General features: G+C 46.3%; 7 protein-coding genes and 2 pseudogenes. 1 reads left to right on the top strand and 8 read right to left on the bottom strand.

From position 1 onward, the window contains the following. Window positions 1–4 precede the first annotated feature (4 nt). The 8 genes and pseudogenes from mutT to SynBIOSE41_RS00605 all read right to left on the bottom strand — a co-directional run bounded on the left by mutT (window position 5) and on the right by SynBIOSE41_RS00605 (window position 15,253). Complete coding sequence (gene mutT, locus SynBIOSE41_RS00640) at window positions 5–1,216, bottom strand: 8-oxo-dGTP diphosphatase MutT (protein ID WP_186539244.1); 1,212 nt, start codon at window positions 1,214–1,216, stop codon at window positions 5–7. A gap of 425 nt (window positions 1,217–1,641) precedes the next feature. Beyond that, window positions 1,642–4,209, bottom strand: coding sequence for a tetratricopeptide repeat-containing sulfotransferase family protein (locus SynBIOSE41_RS00635; RefSeq protein WP_186539243.1), 2,568 nt, complete (start codon window positions 4,207–4,209; stop codon window positions 1,642–1,644). Window positions 4,210–4,335: 126 nt separating this feature from the next. Next, window positions 4,336–4,662: pseudogene (locus SynBIOSE41_RS18275) on the bottom strand (hypothetical protein); the annotation flags it as partial. A gap of 1,407 nt (window positions 4,663–6,069) precedes the next feature. Further along, window positions 6,070–9,444 carry a class I SAM-dependent methyltransferase gene (locus SynBIOSE41_RS00625; RefSeq protein WP_186539242.1) on the bottom strand — a complete coding sequence of 1,125 codons (3,375 nt, stop codon included), beginning with the start codon at window positions 9,442–9,444 and terminating at the stop codon, window positions 6,070–6,072. 126 nt (window positions 9,445–9,570) lie between these two features. After that, a pseudogene (locus SynBIOSE41_RS18270) lies at window positions 9,571–9,897 on the bottom strand (hypothetical protein); the annotation flags it as partial. 758 nt (window positions 9,898–10,655) lie between these two features. Continuing rightward, entirely contained in the window at window positions 10,656–11,108 is a 453-nt protein-coding gene (locus SynBIOSE41_RS00615) for a sulfotransferase (RefSeq protein WP_255476079.1), read from the bottom strand. Between the two features lie 10 nt (window positions 11,109–11,118). After that, a complete protein-coding gene (locus tag SynBIOSE41_RS00610) occupies window positions 11,119–11,409 on the bottom strand; it encodes a sulfotransferase (RefSeq protein ID WP_186539239.1) in 291 nt (96 codons plus the stop codon). 391 nt (window positions 11,410–11,800) lie between these two features. Next, window positions 11,801–15,253 carry a tetratricopeptide repeat-containing sulfotransferase family protein gene (locus SynBIOSE41_RS00605; RefSeq protein WP_186539238.1) on the bottom strand — a complete coding sequence of 1,151 codons (3,453 nt, stop codon included), beginning with the start codon at window positions 15,251–15,253 and terminating at the stop codon, window positions 11,801–11,803. Window positions 15,254–16,676: 1,423 nt separating this feature from the next. Here SynBIOSE41_RS00605 and SynBIOSE41_RS00600 point away from each other — a divergent pair. Further along, window positions 16,677–17,840, top strand: coding sequence for an efflux RND transporter periplasmic adaptor subunit (locus SynBIOSE41_RS00600; protein ID WP_255475883.1), 1,164 nt, complete (start codon window positions 16,677–16,679; stop codon window positions 17,838–17,840).

The following is a 17,840-nucleotide window of genomic DNA, read 5'->3' as shown; positions in this document are numbered from 1 at the left end:
TGCGTCAAGGCCCCTTCAGAGATCCAGCAAGCCGCTCAAGCAGTGCAGCGATGATGCGCACATTGGCAGCCGGGAAGGGGTAATCAGCCAGGGCGGACGGCTTCACCCAGCGCACCTGTTGACTAGCCAGGGGTTGGGGATCTCCTGAAAGCCAACGACAGAGATGAACTTCAAAGCGCAGCTTTTTATGGCTATAGGCGTGATCCACCGTGATCAACCTGTCATCAACACTGACTTCAATGGCCAGCTCTTCGCGCAACTCGCGGCGAATAGTGTCTTTTATCGCTTCATCAGGCTCCTGCTTACCGCCTGGAAATTCCCATAGACCGCCAAGCAGTCCCTCGTTCAGGCGCTGGTCAATCAGAACCTCACCAAGGTCATTCAGGACCACACCCACACCAATGACCTGGAAAGGAATATCGCGAGGGGCCTCTTTCACGGGATAGCGCTGAGAAGAACCGGAAGCGTAAGCAGCACACTGTGCATCCCAGGGACACAGCTCACACGCAGGACGACGGGGCGTACAGACCGTGGCACCAAGATCCATCAGTGCCTGATTGAGATTGCGGCTCAGGCCTGGAACGGCATCAATCAACCCTTCACTCCAGGCCCAGAACTGACCCTGGGACCGCTGGGGGGGCTCGGAATAGGCATGCAACCTGGCCAGCACCCGACGAACATTGCCATCAAGGATGGCCATAGGGCTATTGAAAGCCGAGGACAGGATTCCAGCGGCTGTGCTGCGGCCGATGCCGGGCAATGCCAGCCAGGTCTCCGGGTCGAGAGGCCAACGGCTGAACGGCGTGGAATCGTTCACATCCCCTGGATGACGGCGCAGTTCAGCGAGCAGCAACCGAGAAGCAGCGTGCAAACGACGGGCCCGTGAGTAATAGCCAAGGCCCTGCCAGAGCAGCAACACCTGCTGTTCCGACGCCTCGGCAAGCAGCTCAAGCCTGGGGAAAGCCTGCATCCAACGCTGCCAGTAAGGAAGCACCACTTGCAACTGGGTTTGCTGCAGCATCACCTCGGCGATCCAGCACTCCAAGACATTGAGAGGTTCATGGGGGTCTGGCCACCTGCCGTCCTTGGTGAACATCCAAGGCTTCAACGCAGGATCCTTGCGGCCATGAACCTCCCACCAGGCCAAAAGGGATTGACTGAGGTCAGGCGCTAGCGCGCAGATGTCCCGATTCTCTGCGCTGCTTCGTTGACTCATCAGGCAGGAAACCAAACCTGGTCACTGCCCAGATACTTTCCTGACAAACCCAAGCGCTGCAGGATCCGACCCATCTGCGCCGGCGCGATAGGACGCCCTGTACTGCTCAGCTTGCCAACACCTGCAAGCGCATCAACCATGGCTCCGTAACTTAAGCCTGCACGAACCAATGGCTCAAGGCCCCTTCGCAAAACCTACTCCTCAGCAATGGCCTTCTTCTGCGGCTCCGAATCCCTTTCAGCAACACCTTGCCGGTTCCCCCGAGACAAACGCTTTAGGCCATTGCCAAGACTTCTTTAGTGCGCGCGACAATCAATCGAAAAGTCACTGATCTCTGGCTATTTAAAAAGTTATGGCGCGACTTATGTCTAGAAAATCGAAAAATCAGAATGAGGCAAGCCTTACGATTTCAATTATGTACTACTTTAGGTATATCGCCATTGCTTGATCCATGGATTTAGCAATGGAAAATACTCTTCGAAATGTCCTCGATAATTTCTCCACTTCCCTATTGAAGTCCTATAAAGTGGCTGTGCTACTTGTGTGGCTGACGGCGTGTTAAAACTTCCCCTTTTCAACGCTGTTCTTCTATAGTCTTTGATTGAATCATTCCATTCAATGTCCAAATAATCTAATACTTTGGTCATTGATCCATTGAAATCTTCTACTAAGTCTTCGTACCTTATTATGTGGTGATCAATGGGAAAACTATTGCAATATTTGTTCCATGCTGTCATGACTTTGCTATAAAAAATAATCGATCCCTCCAAGGAATTGAAATTCGCCATTGAAGGGTTAGGTTCAAATGTTTGTTGAAAGCAAGACAATACTGAGTCGCAAGGATGTCTAATTGCAAGAATCATCTTTGCATTTGGAAATAAAATCTTAACTAGGGGAGTCTTCACGATATTTAGAGGAAGCTTGTCAATGATTGTTTTTACTGGATCTTTGACTTGTGAATGCAGCCGTTTCAAGTATTCGCGCCTAAGTCTCTCTAGTTGTGCTTTCTCTAGATCAGCAAAGTCCTCTATTTTCTTCCCGAACTCTCTTATTGCCATCTTTTCAGCAATAGCAAGCTGGTCTTTCTCTTCTACAACTTCTACTGAGGGGTGACTCCTAAGCACTGTATCCAAAAGCGTAGTTCCTGATCGTGGGAAGCCTATTAAAAAGACTGGACTGTTGATCGGATAAGGGCAGGCTGCCAAGATTGGTTTTATTTTTACTGCCAAGGTTTTGTAAGACTTAATGCTGTCCCATGAACTTGTAGGAGTTATATTTCTGTATCTTTCGTCTTTTTGTGCAAGTATAAAATGATTGAAAGCTTGTTCATGTAAACCAAGCTTTTCCTCTGTCAAGCCTCTAAAAAAATAATATCTAATTGACGAGTAAGCGCTAACGAGGCTTGTCACGTCAATTGCCTCAAGAGCTTCTAGGCTAGCTTTGTACTCTTTATCATGAAACAATAATCTAGCATTGTAAATAGCGGATGCAGTGTTGTGGCTCCCAAACAATTTGTTGGCGTTTTCTATCGCTTGCTTAAGTTTTTCTGTCTGATTGCTTGAGTCGTAATATTCAAAGCCTTGAATTGCTAGGGACAATGTTAGCTTTTTGGAGTCAAAACTTCGCCCGATTGCTTTATTGGCCTCTTTGAAATTACCAAGTTCTTTATAGATCCCGCCCAAGTTCATGAGAGCATCGGGGATATCAGGCTTGAGCTCGAGGGACTTCAGCGTTGCTGCAAGGGCTTGATCGAGCTGGCCGAACTCTTTATAGATTCCGCCTAGGTTCATGTAGACCGTGGGGTTATCAGGCTTGAGCACGAGGGACTTCAGCGTTGCTGCAAGCGCTTGATCGAGCTGACCGAGCTCTTTGTAGATCCCACCCAGGGTCATGAGGGCATCGGGGTTATCAGCCTGGAGCTCGAGGGACTTCAGCGTTGCTGTAAGCGCTTGATCGAGTTGACCGAACTCTTTGTAGATACCGCCCAGGTTCATAAGTGCATCGGAGTTATCAGGCTTGAGCTCGAGGGACTTCAGCGTTGCTGCAAGCGCTTGATCGAGTTGACCGAGCTCTTTGCAGATCCCGCCCAGAATCATGTGGACCGTTGGATCACCAGGGTCTAGATCGAGAACTTTTTGTATTGTTGTTAGGGCTTCTTGATGCCTCCCTTCATTCATAAGCGCAGTCCCTATATTTCCCCAAGCGGGAGTAAATGACTTATCTAGCTGAACTGCAATTTGGAATACTTCTATGGCATCAATGTTGTTGCCAGTCTTGAGCAAGCAGAGTCCAAGATTGAATGGAATCATCTTGTTCTTAGCTCGGCCGATATCTAGTTTTTTATATTCTGCAATTGCTTCTTTGAATTTTCCTAGGTTTTGATATGCCTGCGCTAAAAGAAGAAAACAGTGCTCACTTGGCGCAAGGGTTGATGCTTTTGAGAGCGATTCCACCGCTGCTGCAAACTGACCTTTTTGTAGTAATAAAGCTCCTAAATTGAGAAGTGAGTTACTAGCTTTGGGATTGATTTCTAATTCTTTCTGATAGTACTCAAAGGCTTGACCGGGATTACTTTTATTTTGGAAGACGATGCCCAGGATTTCGTTTATTCCTGGGGTACTTGCATTGATTGCCAAGGCTTGTTTTGCGAATGATGCGGCATGATCTAGATCTCCAAGTACAACAAAGCTTATCGCTGCTCCTTTGTACGCCTGTATTAGTTTTGGGTCAATCTCTATAGCCCTTTTGTACATATCAATTGCCTCATGATTGCTGCCTAAATCTCTCTTTATATTAGCGATATTATTAAGTGCGGGTGCATAGTCATTATCTATTTCTAACGCTTGTTCGTACCATGCAAGTGCGGTATTCTGATTGCCTAGACGCAAGAATATGCTACCAATATCTTTAGCTGTTTCTGGATCGCTGCCGTCAAGTTGATAAGCTTTAACCAGGCATTGCTGTGCTTTTTCGAATTGCTCTAGAGCGAGCAATGATTTCCCCGCGAACTTCCATCCTAGAGAATTCTCGGGCTCGCTCTGGAGAAGTTGTTGGCAAGCGTTTAGGCACTCCTGATGGCAACCAGTGGATGAAAGCTCTCGAACAGTCTTTAGATTCATTTACGGCTTCCACCACCCCTTATTTGAAGAGCAATTTACATCGTCTGAGCCATTTTTCTGCTGCATGCTAAGACACCTCGGAAGCCGCTCTGAGTCCCTCATTTGTCCAATTCCGCATCTGACTCGCTGCCGTTCCAAACTTCGATGTGTTGATGGCCTGATCCTTAGCTCGGCATCGCGCCACATGCGATCCATACCTTGGGTGCAGAGAGCACCGAGCTTGGGTGAGCCAATGAACAGCACTGTTCCGTCGTTGGTGTGAGCGGCCATCTGATACAAGTTAAAAATGCCGGTAATGACTGTTTTGCTATCGATCATTGCGAACTTGTGATGAAGCTTATTGTCATATGATTAGTGAGGTGTGCCCTGAAATGGTGGCCTTGAGGCATGGCTGGATTTCTGCTGATCAGCTAAAGGCTTTGGCTGAACCTTTGAAAAAGAGTGGTTATGGAAATTACTTAATCCAGCTTCTGGAAAATGCATGCTGACCACCTTCAGTTACAGGTCTCCTGTGGATTCGAGCTCAATATCTGCTGCTGATTTTTGCTAATCCACTGATATTTTATCTGCTTCTAGAGGGTTGGGCTCATGAGTGTATGATTGATTCTTTGAAAATTTGTAAGGCTCTTTCATGGTCGCTGAACATTTTTCAATTGTTGCCAGGAGTCCGAGAGCAAAACTATTTGCCTGAAATGTTTCCATTTTTCTAGTGGCAGAGTCTTAGCTTTTTAAAGTCTCACTTTTTCTATAACAATAAGTGATTGTCTGATTGCTTCTTGACTTCTTGATGCGTTCGTTTGGCGTTTGATCTTTTGCCTTCGATGAAGTTTGGCAAAACATGCCATTTACTGCGAGCCCTTTTCAGAACTTGGAGTTATGTTTTGGCTTTCTCAGGTTCTTTTTATTCCACATCTACACTTGGCCTGTTACCTCTTAAGTTTATTACGAATCCTTTTTGAACTATCCATCTCAGCACTTCATATATTTGGTTCATCTTGCGTGTCAAGTGAACCGTCAACTTGGTTGAGTGAACTTCTGCAGCTTTCATTATTGGTGTTTGCTACAGCCTACGACCATTTAAAGCCGTCAGTGATGGCTATTTTGTGGTCGATCACTATGACTTGTGATGCAGCTTGTCTCCCCTTGCCAGTTCCGACGGTTCGTGATGACGATATTAGGAGTCGATTGCTCATTTTAGTTTTCAATAGCGACATGGTGGTCGCAATTCGAGCAGATCCACTACTTCCGAAAAGTACCTCCTTGGGAAGCTTGGATCCCATCAGCATTCGAATATCGACAACAGTATTCATTCGTTTCGCCAGAACACTGTTCAGTGTTTGAGCTGCAGATTTTATAGCGTTAGGCCGATCCTTCGCTTTGCTACAGCCAGCTGCTCAGCGATCAGGCCTAATCCATGCTCCGGGAATTGATTTGAGTGTGAAGCGAACAGCACTTCGATACCTGTATGTCATTGACTTGAATGGCTTGCATTCCTGGGCTATTTTGCCACTCCCGAATCGACTATTTCGTTCGCCTATAGAACATCTCCCTGAAGCTGACAGAATTCCTACCGTAACAGTCATACAAGTTCGGGTCTTCTGCTGGTGAGCAGTTGATTCACAGATAAAGGTAGTGTCAAAGCGGTATGAGCTCGATTTATGAGCATTGATAATTGGCTTTGTGGATAATATTTGATTAATAATTACATCTTAGGGTGTTGCTCTGGTGGTTTGTTTAGGAAAGCTTGTATGCCCAAAACTGATACATGCCCGCGAAGGTTGAGGGATGTTTTTCTTCAAATTTCCCCCAATTGGCGAATGAAATCATATCACTATCTTCTGGATATTGCTCTTGATAGAGATTCTTGACGTTTCTTGATACCATAAAGCCACAGAAAGTTAGACCGTGAGAATCTAAAAGGCTTCGGAGTTTTTCTGTTGTATAGCGATGTTCTTGAACGTGAAAGCAGAGGTCGCGGCACGTCGAGAGTGAATAGAAATCACCCCCAGAGCTAGGCAGATTAGTTAGATCTTTGAATTCTCCCTTTAGGACTTTTTGGCGAAACTTTCTGATGCTGTCTGCTGTACTTTTCAGGCCTAGCTGCTTAATTCGTTTTCGTGCAATCACAATATCTTTCCTCGCGATATCGCTATATAATCCAAGCTTGATATAGCCCCCAGGCTTTAGTTGTTTTGTTAACGCTGAAAGCCCTTTTGCGGGATCTTCCATGTGATGTAAAACACCACTGCATTCAATCGTATCGAATGCTTCTTCAAGAGCTGCTACGTCTAATAAATCCATTTTTCTGAAGTCTACGTTTTCCATCCCGTAATCTCTAGCTTTCCTGATAGCGTATGCCAGGCTGCTACTGCTTAGATCGATAGCTGTAATCTGTGCATTCTTATAGCGACTAGAAGAAATAACTTGGCTGCCAGTACCGCAGCCTGCAATCAGTATCCTTGGTAGCGAATGATTGCTAGCGAGTGCTTCTGAGAATTGAAGATTCTTCTTAGTAGATTCGATTCCAATTGCTTTAGATATGCTCTTTGCTAATTTCTTATCTGTAAAGTCTGCATATCGATATCTAGGATATGGGTTCTCTTCATACATGTTTTGTACCTTTTTTGAGACGGCATCGGATATCTCTGAATCATCTTGGATTGTGGCTTTAATCCTCTTCTCTTCTTGAGGTTGCTGCAGTTGACTTTCGATGAGCGTTTTGCTTTCATATGTAGCGGTTGGGTAATCTTCTATCCAACCTTGATTGAAGCTTAGCTGATAGATGGGCATATAGCAGGCGACAATAGCTAGGAATTGATTGATTGCCTCCTCCTGATTTGAGCCTGAGCCAGGCAGCAGTTGATTTACTAGTTCTTCTTCTACTGGTGATTGCTCGTATACGTATTCATTCAGAAAGCACTGCGTGGCTAATGCTTCCGTGAGCCCTTTTAGGTTCTCTGGAATCTTCTTCTGATTAGATGCTAGTCCTACTAGTTCTTTTCTAAGGCGTGTCAAAAAGTGTTCAATATCTTGATGAGGCGGGATAAGCATTGTAAGAGACTTTCTTAGTCGCCAATCTGCAGCGAGATTGGTGAGAGCATTATTCTCCGCTGAGATAATGGGCTCAAATTTTGCAGCCTCTTGAATGGCTGGAAGGAAGGCTTGAATGAAAACTGTTGAAAGTTTGGAGTGGGAGATATTCTCTAAATTAATCAGTAGTTCGTAAGCTTTTGTAAGATTCTGTGCATTAGCTGAGTTGAGTGTGAGCTGGTCTATAAACCCTTTTAAATTGTCCAAAGCGCCGGGGTTATCAGCCTCGAGCTCTAGTGATTTGAGGGTTGAGCTAAGAGCCTGATCAAAGTTGCCGAGTTCTTTGTGGATACCGCCTAGGTTCATGTGGGCATCTGGATTATCAGGATTGAGCTCTAGGGACTTGCGAGTGGAGGCAAGAGCTTGATCAGTGTTGCCGAGGTCTTGATAGATGCTGCCAAGGTTCATGTGCGCATATGGGTTATCAGGATTGAGCTCTAGGGACTTGTGAGTAGAGGCGAGAGCTTGATCAGTGTTGCCAAGGTCTTGATAGATGCTGCCAAGGTTCATGTGGGCAGTGGGGTTGTCTGCTTTGAGTTCAAGTGATTTGAGGGTTGAGACAAGCGCCTGATCAAGGTTTCCGAGTGCTTTGTGGATGCTGCCCAGGCTCATGTGGGCAGCGGGGTTATCTGGTTTGAGCTCTAAGGATTTGAGATTGGAGGTGAGAGCTTGATCAAGATTGCCGAGATCCATGTAGATACCGCTCAGGTTTATGTAGACAGCGGGGTTATCTGGTTGTAGCTCTAGGGAGTTGAGAGTGGAGGTGAGAGCGTGGTCAAGGTTTCCGAGGTTTTGATAGATAGTGCCCAGGTTCATTTGGGCAGTGGGGTTATCAGATTTGAGCTCTAAGGACTTCAGGGTTGCCGCAAGTGCTTGATCGAGCTGACCGAGCTCTTTGTAGATCCCGCCCAGGTTCATGTGGGCAGCAGGGTTATCTGGTTTGAGCTCTAGGGATTTGAGAGTGGAGGTGAGAGCTTGATCAAGGTTGCCGAGGTCTTGATAGATGCTGCCCAGGTTCGCGTGGGCGTCTGGGTTATCAGGCTTGAGCTCTAGAGATTTAAGAGTGGAGGTGAGAGCTTGATCAAGGTCGCCTAGATTTTTGTAGATTCCGCCCAGATTAGTGAGTGCAGTGGGATTATTAGGATCTAGGTCAAGAATTTTTTTTGTTGCTGCTAGAGCTTCTTGATGCCTCCCTTCATTGATTAGAGCGGTTGCAATACTCCCCCATGCAGGAATAAACGACTCATCAATCTTAATGGCGATCTTAAAGGCCTCTATGGCATCAATATTGCTGCCAATGTTGAGTAAACAGAGCCCAAGGTTGAATGGAATTATTTTGTTCTGAGATTTGCTTAGATCTAGCTTTTTGTATTCAGTAATTGCTTTTTTAAATTCCCCGACGTTTTGATATGATTGAGCAAGTAGAAGTGAGCATTGCTCGTCGGGATTAATAGCTGCTACTTTCGAAAGTGGTTCAATTGCTATTGCTGCCTTTCCTTGCTGTAGGAGCAGTAAGCCAAGGTTTAGAAGTGAGTTACTAGCTTTAGGATTGATTTCTAATTCTTTCTGATAGTACTCAATGGCTTGACCGGGATTACTTTTATTTTGGAAGACGATGCCCAGGATTTCGTTTATTCCTGGGGTACTTGCATTGATTGCCAAGGCTTGTTTTGCGAATGATGCGGCATGATCTAGATCTCCAAGTACAACAAAGCTTATCGCTGCTCCTTTGTACGCCTGTATTAGTTTTGGGTCAATCTCTATAGCCCTTTTGTACATATCAATTGCCTCATGATTGCTGCCTAAATCTCTCTTTATATTAGCGATATTATTAAGTGCGGGTGCATAGTCATTATCTATTTCTAACGCTTGTTCGTACCATGCAAGTGCGGTATTCTGATTGCCTAGACGCAAGAATATGCTACCAATATCTTTAGCTGTTTCTGGATCGCTGCCGTCAAGTTGATAAGCTTTAACCAGGCATTGCTGTGCTTTTTCGAATTGCTCTAGAGCGAGCAATGATTTCCCCGCGAACTTCCATCCTAGAGAATTCTCGGGCTCGCTCTGGAGAAGTTGTTGGCAAGCGTTTAGGCACTCCTGATGGCAACCAGTGGATGAAAGCTCTCGAACAGTCTTTAGATTCATTTACGGCTTCCACCACCCCTTATTTGAAGAGCAATTTACATCGTCTGAGCCATTTTTCTGCTGCATGCTAAGACACCTCGGAAGCCGCTCTGAGTCCCTCATTTGTCCAATTCCGCATCTGACTCGCTGCCGTTCCAAACTTCGATGTGTTGATGGCCTGATCCTTAGCTCGGCATCGCGCCACATGCGATCCATACCTTGGGTGCAGAGAGCACCGAGCTTGGGTGAGCCAATGAACAGCACTGTTCCGTCGTTGGTGTGAGCGGCCATCTGATACAAGTTAAAAATGCCGGTAATGACTGTTTTGCTATCGATCATTGCGAACTTGTGATGAAGCTTATTGTCATATGATTAGTGAGGTGTGCCCTGAAATGGTGGCCTTGAGGCATGGCTGGATTTCTGCTGATCAGCTAAAGGCTTTGGCTGAACCTTTGAAAAAGAGTGGTTATGGAAATTACTTAATCCAGCTTCTGCAAAATGCATGCTGACCACCTTCAGTTACAGGTCTCCTGTGGATTCGAGCTCAATATCTGCTGCTGATTTTTGCTAATCACCTGTGATTCAGCTTGCTAGTAGAGAGTTGGGTTTATGAGCATCTACTTGATTCATTGAAAAGGTGTCGGGCTCTTTCATGATTGCCGAACGCTTTGTTGACTTTTGCTGGGAGTTCGAGAGCAAAATTATATCACGCATGACTTTTTCAGCATCTGAATTTGTGTTTGGGCTTTCTCAGCTTCTTTCCACTCTGTCTGTTGCCCCCTCAGCTTGCGAAGGATTCTTTTTGTTGCTGACAAACGCATAATTATTATGGTGTTACGCCATTGATCTGATTGAAATCTGCATAGATATGCATCGATTGGTATGATTTAGTTTTTGTTGAAAAACATAGCCGTTGCTATTCTCTCCCTTTGAGATTTTCTAATTGATAAGAATTGATTTACGCCGTCGCGCGCGAAGCGTTCTGGCTTGCGAGTAAGCAACATTATTGGCTGTAAAATAGATTTGCAATTTTTTCGAATTGTCTTTGGTTAATTTGTTTTGAATTCAGCTCGTCTTTGCCTTTTCATTGTTCAGAAGACCGCTTTCTAGAAAAATTTTTTTGCGGGCTTTAGTAGGTCTTTATAGTTTTTCCAGTTCCCCACAGATTTATTGCTGATAGGTTTTCTTGCTTGTAAAACACACGCTGTGTTTATGCTTATTGCGCTTATTGTGCTTTTTTCCGGATGAAGATAGCTTTGACTAAAGTCTAGCTCCAACCATCTCAGAAGTTTTGTGAGGGTTTCCTTGGGTGCATTGACAAACTCGTCGTAACCAAAGGCAAATATTTTATCGGGATGGATTCTCTTGTGGATTTGCATTGTTTGCTCTTGTGCAGTAAGCACATTTGCGGCATCTTCAATGTTGGATGTCCCGTTGTTTGTGGGGGTAAGATTACTTCTATGCATGGAAAGTATGTTGCCCATTGGGTTCTTGCGGCAGTGGATAATCTTAGCTTCTGGCATGTAATTAGTGATCCAGTTTATATAGAAAAAATATATAATCGTATGTCTACTGTGTATGTAATTGGATATTGTCGATCGGCTCTAATTTTGAACCAAGGTCATTGAGTTTCTGTCGGCTGGATTCAGGTTCTGGAAGTTGTTCGATATTAACAATTGCCTTTTCGAGAGATCGGCTTTCTCCTAGATTTTTGATTGCAGGGTTGGTGCTCAGGATTGTTTCTAGCAGCGTAGAACTGCTTCTCGGCATACCAACAATAAATATTCTTCCTTTGCCGCTATTAGTATTTAGTGGGTTGCTGTCAAGATATTCTTGACGTGTAAGATTATCCTCTAACATTTGTAGAAGCTTGTGAGCGTTAGAGGTGAATGTGATTAATTTGTTTTGATTTGCTAATAATAGCTGTTTGGTTGATTTTTCGAAATCCTTGAGTTTGTGAAAGCAGTGTGCTTTTGCAAATGCTATTTGTGTTTTTGCTTTTGGTGTCGCTCGAGATGTGTTGACTTGCTTTGTCGACTCAAGGAGTGCTTGTGCCTCTTCTGTTATATCTGTTGCCTGGCTTAATATGAAATAAGCGGTGTATTCTTCAGTATTATGTCTAATAGATTCAACTAATTTTTTTACCTTCTTCGATCTACCTCAGTGCTATCTTAATTTGGCTGACATCGTGCTTGATAGCAAATGGGGAAACCGCATGGCAATTATTTTTTTCAATTGTAGCTTGATTGCATTATATTGAAATTCCGCTTTCTTGTATAATTATTATTGCTGGCTTGAGCAGGTTTTTATAGCTTTTCCAGCCGCCCACGGATTTATTATTAATGGGTTTCCTTGCTTGCATAACACTGGCTGTATTTACGATTCTAATGCTTTTTTCTGGGTGAAGATAGCTTTCATTGAATTTTAATCCTAGCCATTCTAGGAGCTTAGCTAGATTCGCTTTGGGTGCGTTGACGAATTGATCATAATCAAAAGTAAATATTTTTTCAGGATGTCTCTTTTTTTGGTCTTGCATGGCTTTCTCTTGTGTAATTAGCACCGTTGCTGCGTCTTCTAGGTTCGCTGTGTAATTGTTTCCAGTGGAAAGATTGCTTCTGTACATTGAAAGGATGTTGTCCATTGGATTTCTTCGGCAGTGAATGATTTTGGCCTTAGGCATGTGGTGGACAATCCAGTCGATGTGCATGAAATTGTACAAGTTTTTGTCGGTCGTGAACTTGAAGTCTGTGTTGCTTATGCATTCCATCTGTGCGTACAATTTGTCGAGACTTAGATTGTCAGATTTGCATCGTTTCTGTTGCTTGAATTTTGCAATTGCTTTTGTTAGAGATCTGCTTTCTCCAAGATCTTTGATCTCTGGGCTCATGCTTAATATTGTTTCTAGTAATGTCGAACCGCTTCTGGGCATGCCAACAATGAAAATCCTTCCTTCCCCGCAATTTTTATCCATGGTTGTTATTTCTAAAGGCTCGAAGTTCGTCAGATTTCTCGATATTTCGTTTTGGATGAATTCGGAGTCCGAAGGAAGTAATTTTAATTTGTTTTGATTTGCTGCTTTCAGGTGATTTGTTGCCTCATCGTATCTTTTTAGCTTGTGGAAGCAGTTTGATAGTGCGAATTCGATAAATGATCTTGTCTTCGGAGTGAGGCGAGATGTATTGACTTGTTTGATTAATTCAATGAGCGCCTCTGCGTCTGTTTCTTTCTCCAGCATATGGCTTAGTGAGAAGTACGCTTCGCACTCTTGAGTGTTATGTGAAATCGCCTCGAATAGATATTTTCTTGCTTCTTTGGTCTGCGCTAAAGTCATCTTAATCAGGCCAAGTTTGCATAATGCTGCTGAGTTTTCACGCTTTAGTTCTAGGGACTTAAGTGTGGAGGCAAGAGCCTGATCAATGTTGCCGAGATCTTTGTGGATACCGCCTAGGTTCATGTGGGCATCTGGATTATCAGGATTGAGCTCTAGTGATTTGAGGGTTGAGCTAAGAGCCTGATCAAAGTTGCCGAGTTCTTTGTGGATACCGCCTAGGTTCATGTGGGCATCTGGATTATCAGGATTGAGCTCTAGGGACTTGTGAGTAGAGGCAAGAGCTTGATCAGTGTTGCCGAGGTCTTGATAGATGCTGCCAAGGTTCATGTAGGCACTTGGGTTATCAGCTTTGAGCTCAAGGGACTTAAGGGTTGAGGCAAGCGCCTGATCAAGGTTCCCAAGTTCTTTTTGGATGCTGCCAAGGTTCATGTGGGCAGTGGGGTTATCAGGCTTGAGCTCAAGGGATTTGAGAATGGAGGTGAGTGCTTGATCAAGGTTGCCGAGTTCTTTGTGAATACCCCCCAGGTTCATGTGGGCATCTGGGTTATCAGGATTGAGCTCTAAGGACTTGCGAGTGGAGGTGAGTGCTTGATCAAGGTTGCCGAGTTCTTTGTGGATACCGCCTAGATTCATGTGGGCATCTGGATTATCAGGATTGAGCTCTAGGGACTTGCGAGTGGAGGCAAGAGCTTGATCAGTGTTGCCGAGGTCTTGATAGATGCTGCCAAGGTTCATGTGCGCATATGGGTTATCAGGATTGAGCTCTAGGGACTTGTGAGTAGAGGCGAGAGCTTGATCAGTGTTGCCAAGGTCTTGATAGATGCTGCCAAGGTTCATGTGGGCAGTGGGGTTGTCTGCTTTGAGTTCAAGTGATTTGAGGGTTGAGACAAGCGCCTGATCAAGGTTTCCGAGTGCTTTGTGGATGCTGCCCAGGCTCATGTGGGCAGCGGGGTTATCTGGTTTGAGCTCTAAGGATTTGAGATTGGAGGTGAGAGCTTGATCAAGATTGCCGAGATCCATGTAGATACCGCTCAGGTTTATGTAGACAGCGGGGTTATCTGGTTGTAGCTCTAGGGAGTTGAGAGTGGAGGTGAGAGCGTGGTCAAGGTTTCCGAGGTTTTGATAGATAGTGCCCAGGTTCATTTGGGCAGTGGGGTTATCAGATTTGAGCTCTAAGGACTTCAGGGTTGCCGCAAGTGCTTGATCGAGCTGACCGAGCTCTTTATAAATCCCACCCAAGCTAATGTAAGCATCGGAGTTTTCAGGCTCGAGCTCTAGGGACTTCAGGGTTGCTGCAAGCGCTTGATCGAGCTGGCCAAGTTCTTTGTAGATCCCGCCCAGGTTCATGTAGGCACCTGGGTTTTCAGGACTTAGATCAAGAACTTTTTGTGTTGTTGTTAGGGCTTCTTGGTGCCTCCCTTCATTTACAAGAGCAGTACCTATATTTCCCCAGGCGGGAATGAATGACTCATCAAGCTGAACGGCAATCTTAAACGCTTCAATTGCATCGATATTATTTCCGATATTGAGCAAGCAGAGTCCAAGATTGAAAGGAATCATCTTGTTCTTGGATTTGTTAATATCTACTTTCTTATATTCAATAATTGCTTCTTTGAATTGCCCTAGGTTTTGATAGGCCTGCGCCAAATAAAGTGAGCACTGCTCGCTTGGAGCAAGAGCTGATGCCTTTGAGAGTGATTCCACCGCTGCTGAAGGCTGTTCCTTCTGAAGCAGCAGAAGCCCTAAATTGAGCAATGAGTTACTAGATTTGGGATTAATTCTTAACTCGTTCTGATAGCACTCAATAGCTTGATCGGGCTTGCTTCTGTTTTGAGAGATAATGCCAAGAATTTCATTGATTCCTGGGGTGCTTTCGTTGATTGCTAGGGTTTGATTTGCGAATGCTTCGGCTTGATCAATATCACCTATCGCCAGAAAACTGGCTGCTGCTCCTATGTATGCCTGGATCAATTTTGGGTCTGACCAGATGGCTCGCTTGAATAGATCGACAGCTTCTTGATTGTTGCCTGACTGCCGTTTGAGATTGGCGAGATTGTTGAGAGCAGGAGCATAATTATTATTGACTTCTAACGCTTTTTCGTACCATCCAAGTGCGGCGTTCTGGTTGCCAAGCTTCAAGGCTATATTGCCAATGTCTTTAACAATTTCTGGATCGCTCCCATCGAGTTGATGAGCTTTTACTAGGCATTGCTGTGCTTTTTCGAATTGCCCTAAAGCCAGTAAGGACTTACCTGTGTATTTATAGGCATAGGCCTCTTCTGGATTAACCTGTAAGGCATTTTGGCAAGCCTGTAGACATTCCTGATGACGACCAGCCGCTGAAAGCTCTTGGATTACGATCAAATCTGTCATGTCGTCAATCATCGGATTAACAGGATTTTACTGGTGATTTAGAGCTGTCCTCCAAGGAGGCAGAACATCTCTGGAGCGTTCTCCAGCCTTGCTTGAACCCACTTCCGATCGATCCAGCGGCAATAAGCAATGGAGCCATAAAGAGATCAGTTCCTTGGACTCACCGTCGCTATTGATGTGGCTCACCACAGACCGATAACCCTTGAATCATCATTTGCGCTTCTCTGACCTTGGCGGTCAACGGGGGGCGTCTTCCAGGTGGGGTTTACAAGAGGTATTGGCGTTTGTGATTGGAAGAGTCAGCGCCCCATCAGTTCATCAATGAGGCATACCGGTTCAATCCTTCGCCCGGAAGACCTTATTGGATAGAAAGATCTTCAAGCAGTCCCGCCACTCCAAGGGCCCTCGCCTCGATGTTCATGGGAGCTTCCAAGGCTTTGCAGGCCGCGGCCATCACCACGGAGGGGAGCTCTCGTCCTTAGAGAACTGTGCCGGCTTCCAGGTGATTCCTCACGCTGTTCTCGACGATGGCAAGAAGGTCTTCGGATCGATCTACACCAGTTCGCGCTGTGCAAGCTGCTCTTGGCCAAAGAGTGGCAGTGAGGCTTATCACAGTCTGATTGCTGCTTCTTTCATGCTTTCGATACCCGCAGCAAGACCCCTAAGTCACAGGAGGGGGGATGAGCAAGGCACTCCATCCTGTTCCACTCTCCCGCTCGGCTACGGAGGGTCGCTTCAGAGCAACACACAACATGCGCTAGTTGTTGGATCGGTCCTTCAAAGCATGCAGAACTCGCAACGGAACAGAACGCCGAGGTCATGACGCACCACCGACGGTTGCAACCCTGCTGAAACAAGCATCCTGCAATGGCAGCCTGCGCCAGGGCGTGACGACCATCCGACGCCCAATAATTTTCCACACTGACGAGGACGGGCATCGCATCCGGGGTCTCGCGCAACTCAGGCCATGAGCTGTCAACCCCTTCATCAGGCCACGCCAACAAACGAACTGTGAAAACAGCTCTTTTTTTTTCAAGCAAAAATACGGATCGCAAGAAGCATGTGCTGCATTGGCTTTTGCCTGAATACGCAAGCAACAGTTCACAAGCAGAAACGACTGGCGCAGCTGTCAGCAAGCGAGGAAAGGACTTTTCCCCTGCCTCAACCAAAAGCCAGTCCCGCAGCTGAGATCTGCTGCTGCAGTCCTGTGGAAAAACTGTGCAAAACAGTCTGATCAACCCGACAACAATCTCTTGCTCAGGTCTGCTGATCCACCATCTCAATCGGATCAACGGAATCATCCATTGCTTCCTGCCCGATCACCGGCCAGCAGAAATGTGCAGGCATGCCCTCTGATGCGCTGCGGACTGAGCAAAAACCGGTAAGGTCCGGCCTATCTGAGTGGGTTTCTGTGCGGCGAACCGTGTTGTGCACTCTTGCCGCCGTGGCACTGGTCACAGGCTGCGGCAAGCCCAAGCAAGCTGCGCGATCGATGCTGACAGTGCAGACGGCAACGATCAGCGACGCCACCTTTGAACCCAACATCCAGGCCATCAGCATGCTGGAGTCCACCACCACTGTGGCTCTGAAACCTGAGACGGAGGGTCGTGTGGTCCAGGTGCTGGCTAAGGAGGGTCAGCAAGTCAAAGCCGGTCAGCCGATTCTTGTACTCGACAACGTGCAGGAAAGCGCTGCATTGGATGCCGCCAAGGCACAAGCCCTGACCGACAGGCTCAATGCCGAACGGTACGAATTCCTCTTCCAGAACGGAGCGACCTCAGCCGAACTGCGAGACCAGTACGCCACCCAGGCGATCACCTCTCGCGATCAGGCACGCACCGCTGCAGCAAACCTCGGATACAAATTTGTGCGTTCACCGATCGACGGCGTCATCGGCAATCTCGACAGGGTGAAGCTCGGCGATTACATCGAGACCGGGCAGGACATCACCGGCATCGTGAATAACTCAAACCTTTGGACCTTGATGGAGATACCAGCCACTCATGCAGGAGACGTGGCGATCGGCCAGAGCGTGAAGGTGGTCTCACAGGGAGATCCCCCTGTGCAAGGAGAGGGTTCAGTGGTGTTCATCTCCCCCTACTTCGGGACGAGCAGTAGTTCCAGTGCACCCAACACCGTGCTCGTGAAAGCGGAGTTCCCCAATCTGACCGAACAGCTGAAGACCGGACAATTCGTGAAAAGCGCAATCATCACTGGAAGCAAGCAAACTCTCGCTGTGCCTGTTCAGGCGGTGATGATGCAAGCGGAACAACCTTTCGTTTACAAGTTGATCCCGCTGAGCAGAGCCCTGCCGGGGATCAAAGCCTCAGCGAATGTTCCAGAAGCAACTAAGAAAACACTGGAAAAGCTGCCCCCCGCAACACCAATCGTGATGCAGACCAAGGTGAAGCTGGGTCAACTTCAAAACAATTTCTACCCCGTGCAATCCGGGCTGAACCGAGCGGACAGAGTGGCAGTCAGCAATACCAGTCAACTGCGCAGCGGTATGCCAGTGAAAGTGGCGCCTGCCAGCTCATCGCAACAAAGCGCCCCGACCACAACAACGACAACCACAACGAAGGACTGA

The sequence above is a fragment of the Synechococcus sp. BIOS-E4-1 genome, assembly GCF_014279995.1.
In the GTDB taxonomy this organism is placed as follows: Bacteria; Cyanobacteriota; Cyanobacteriia; order PCC-6307; family Cyanobiaceae; genus Synechococcus_C.
Note: the sequence above shows the minus strand (reverse complement) of the source record. Positions and strands in the feature narration are given on the sequence as shown.

Coding starts and splice junctions, on each gene's coding strand:
- mutT (WP_186539244.1), bottom strand. CDS start 1,216: ATGAGTCAACGAAGCAGCGCAGAGAATCGGGACATCTGCGCGCTAGCG.
- SynBIOSE41_RS00610 (WP_186539239.1), bottom strand. CDS start 11,409: ATGTTAGAGGATAATCTTACACGTCAAGAATATCTTGACAGCAACCCA.
- SynBIOSE41_RS00605 (WP_186539238.1), bottom strand. CDS start 15,253: ATGACAGATTTGATCGTAATCCAAGAGCTTTCAGCGGCTGGTCGTCAT.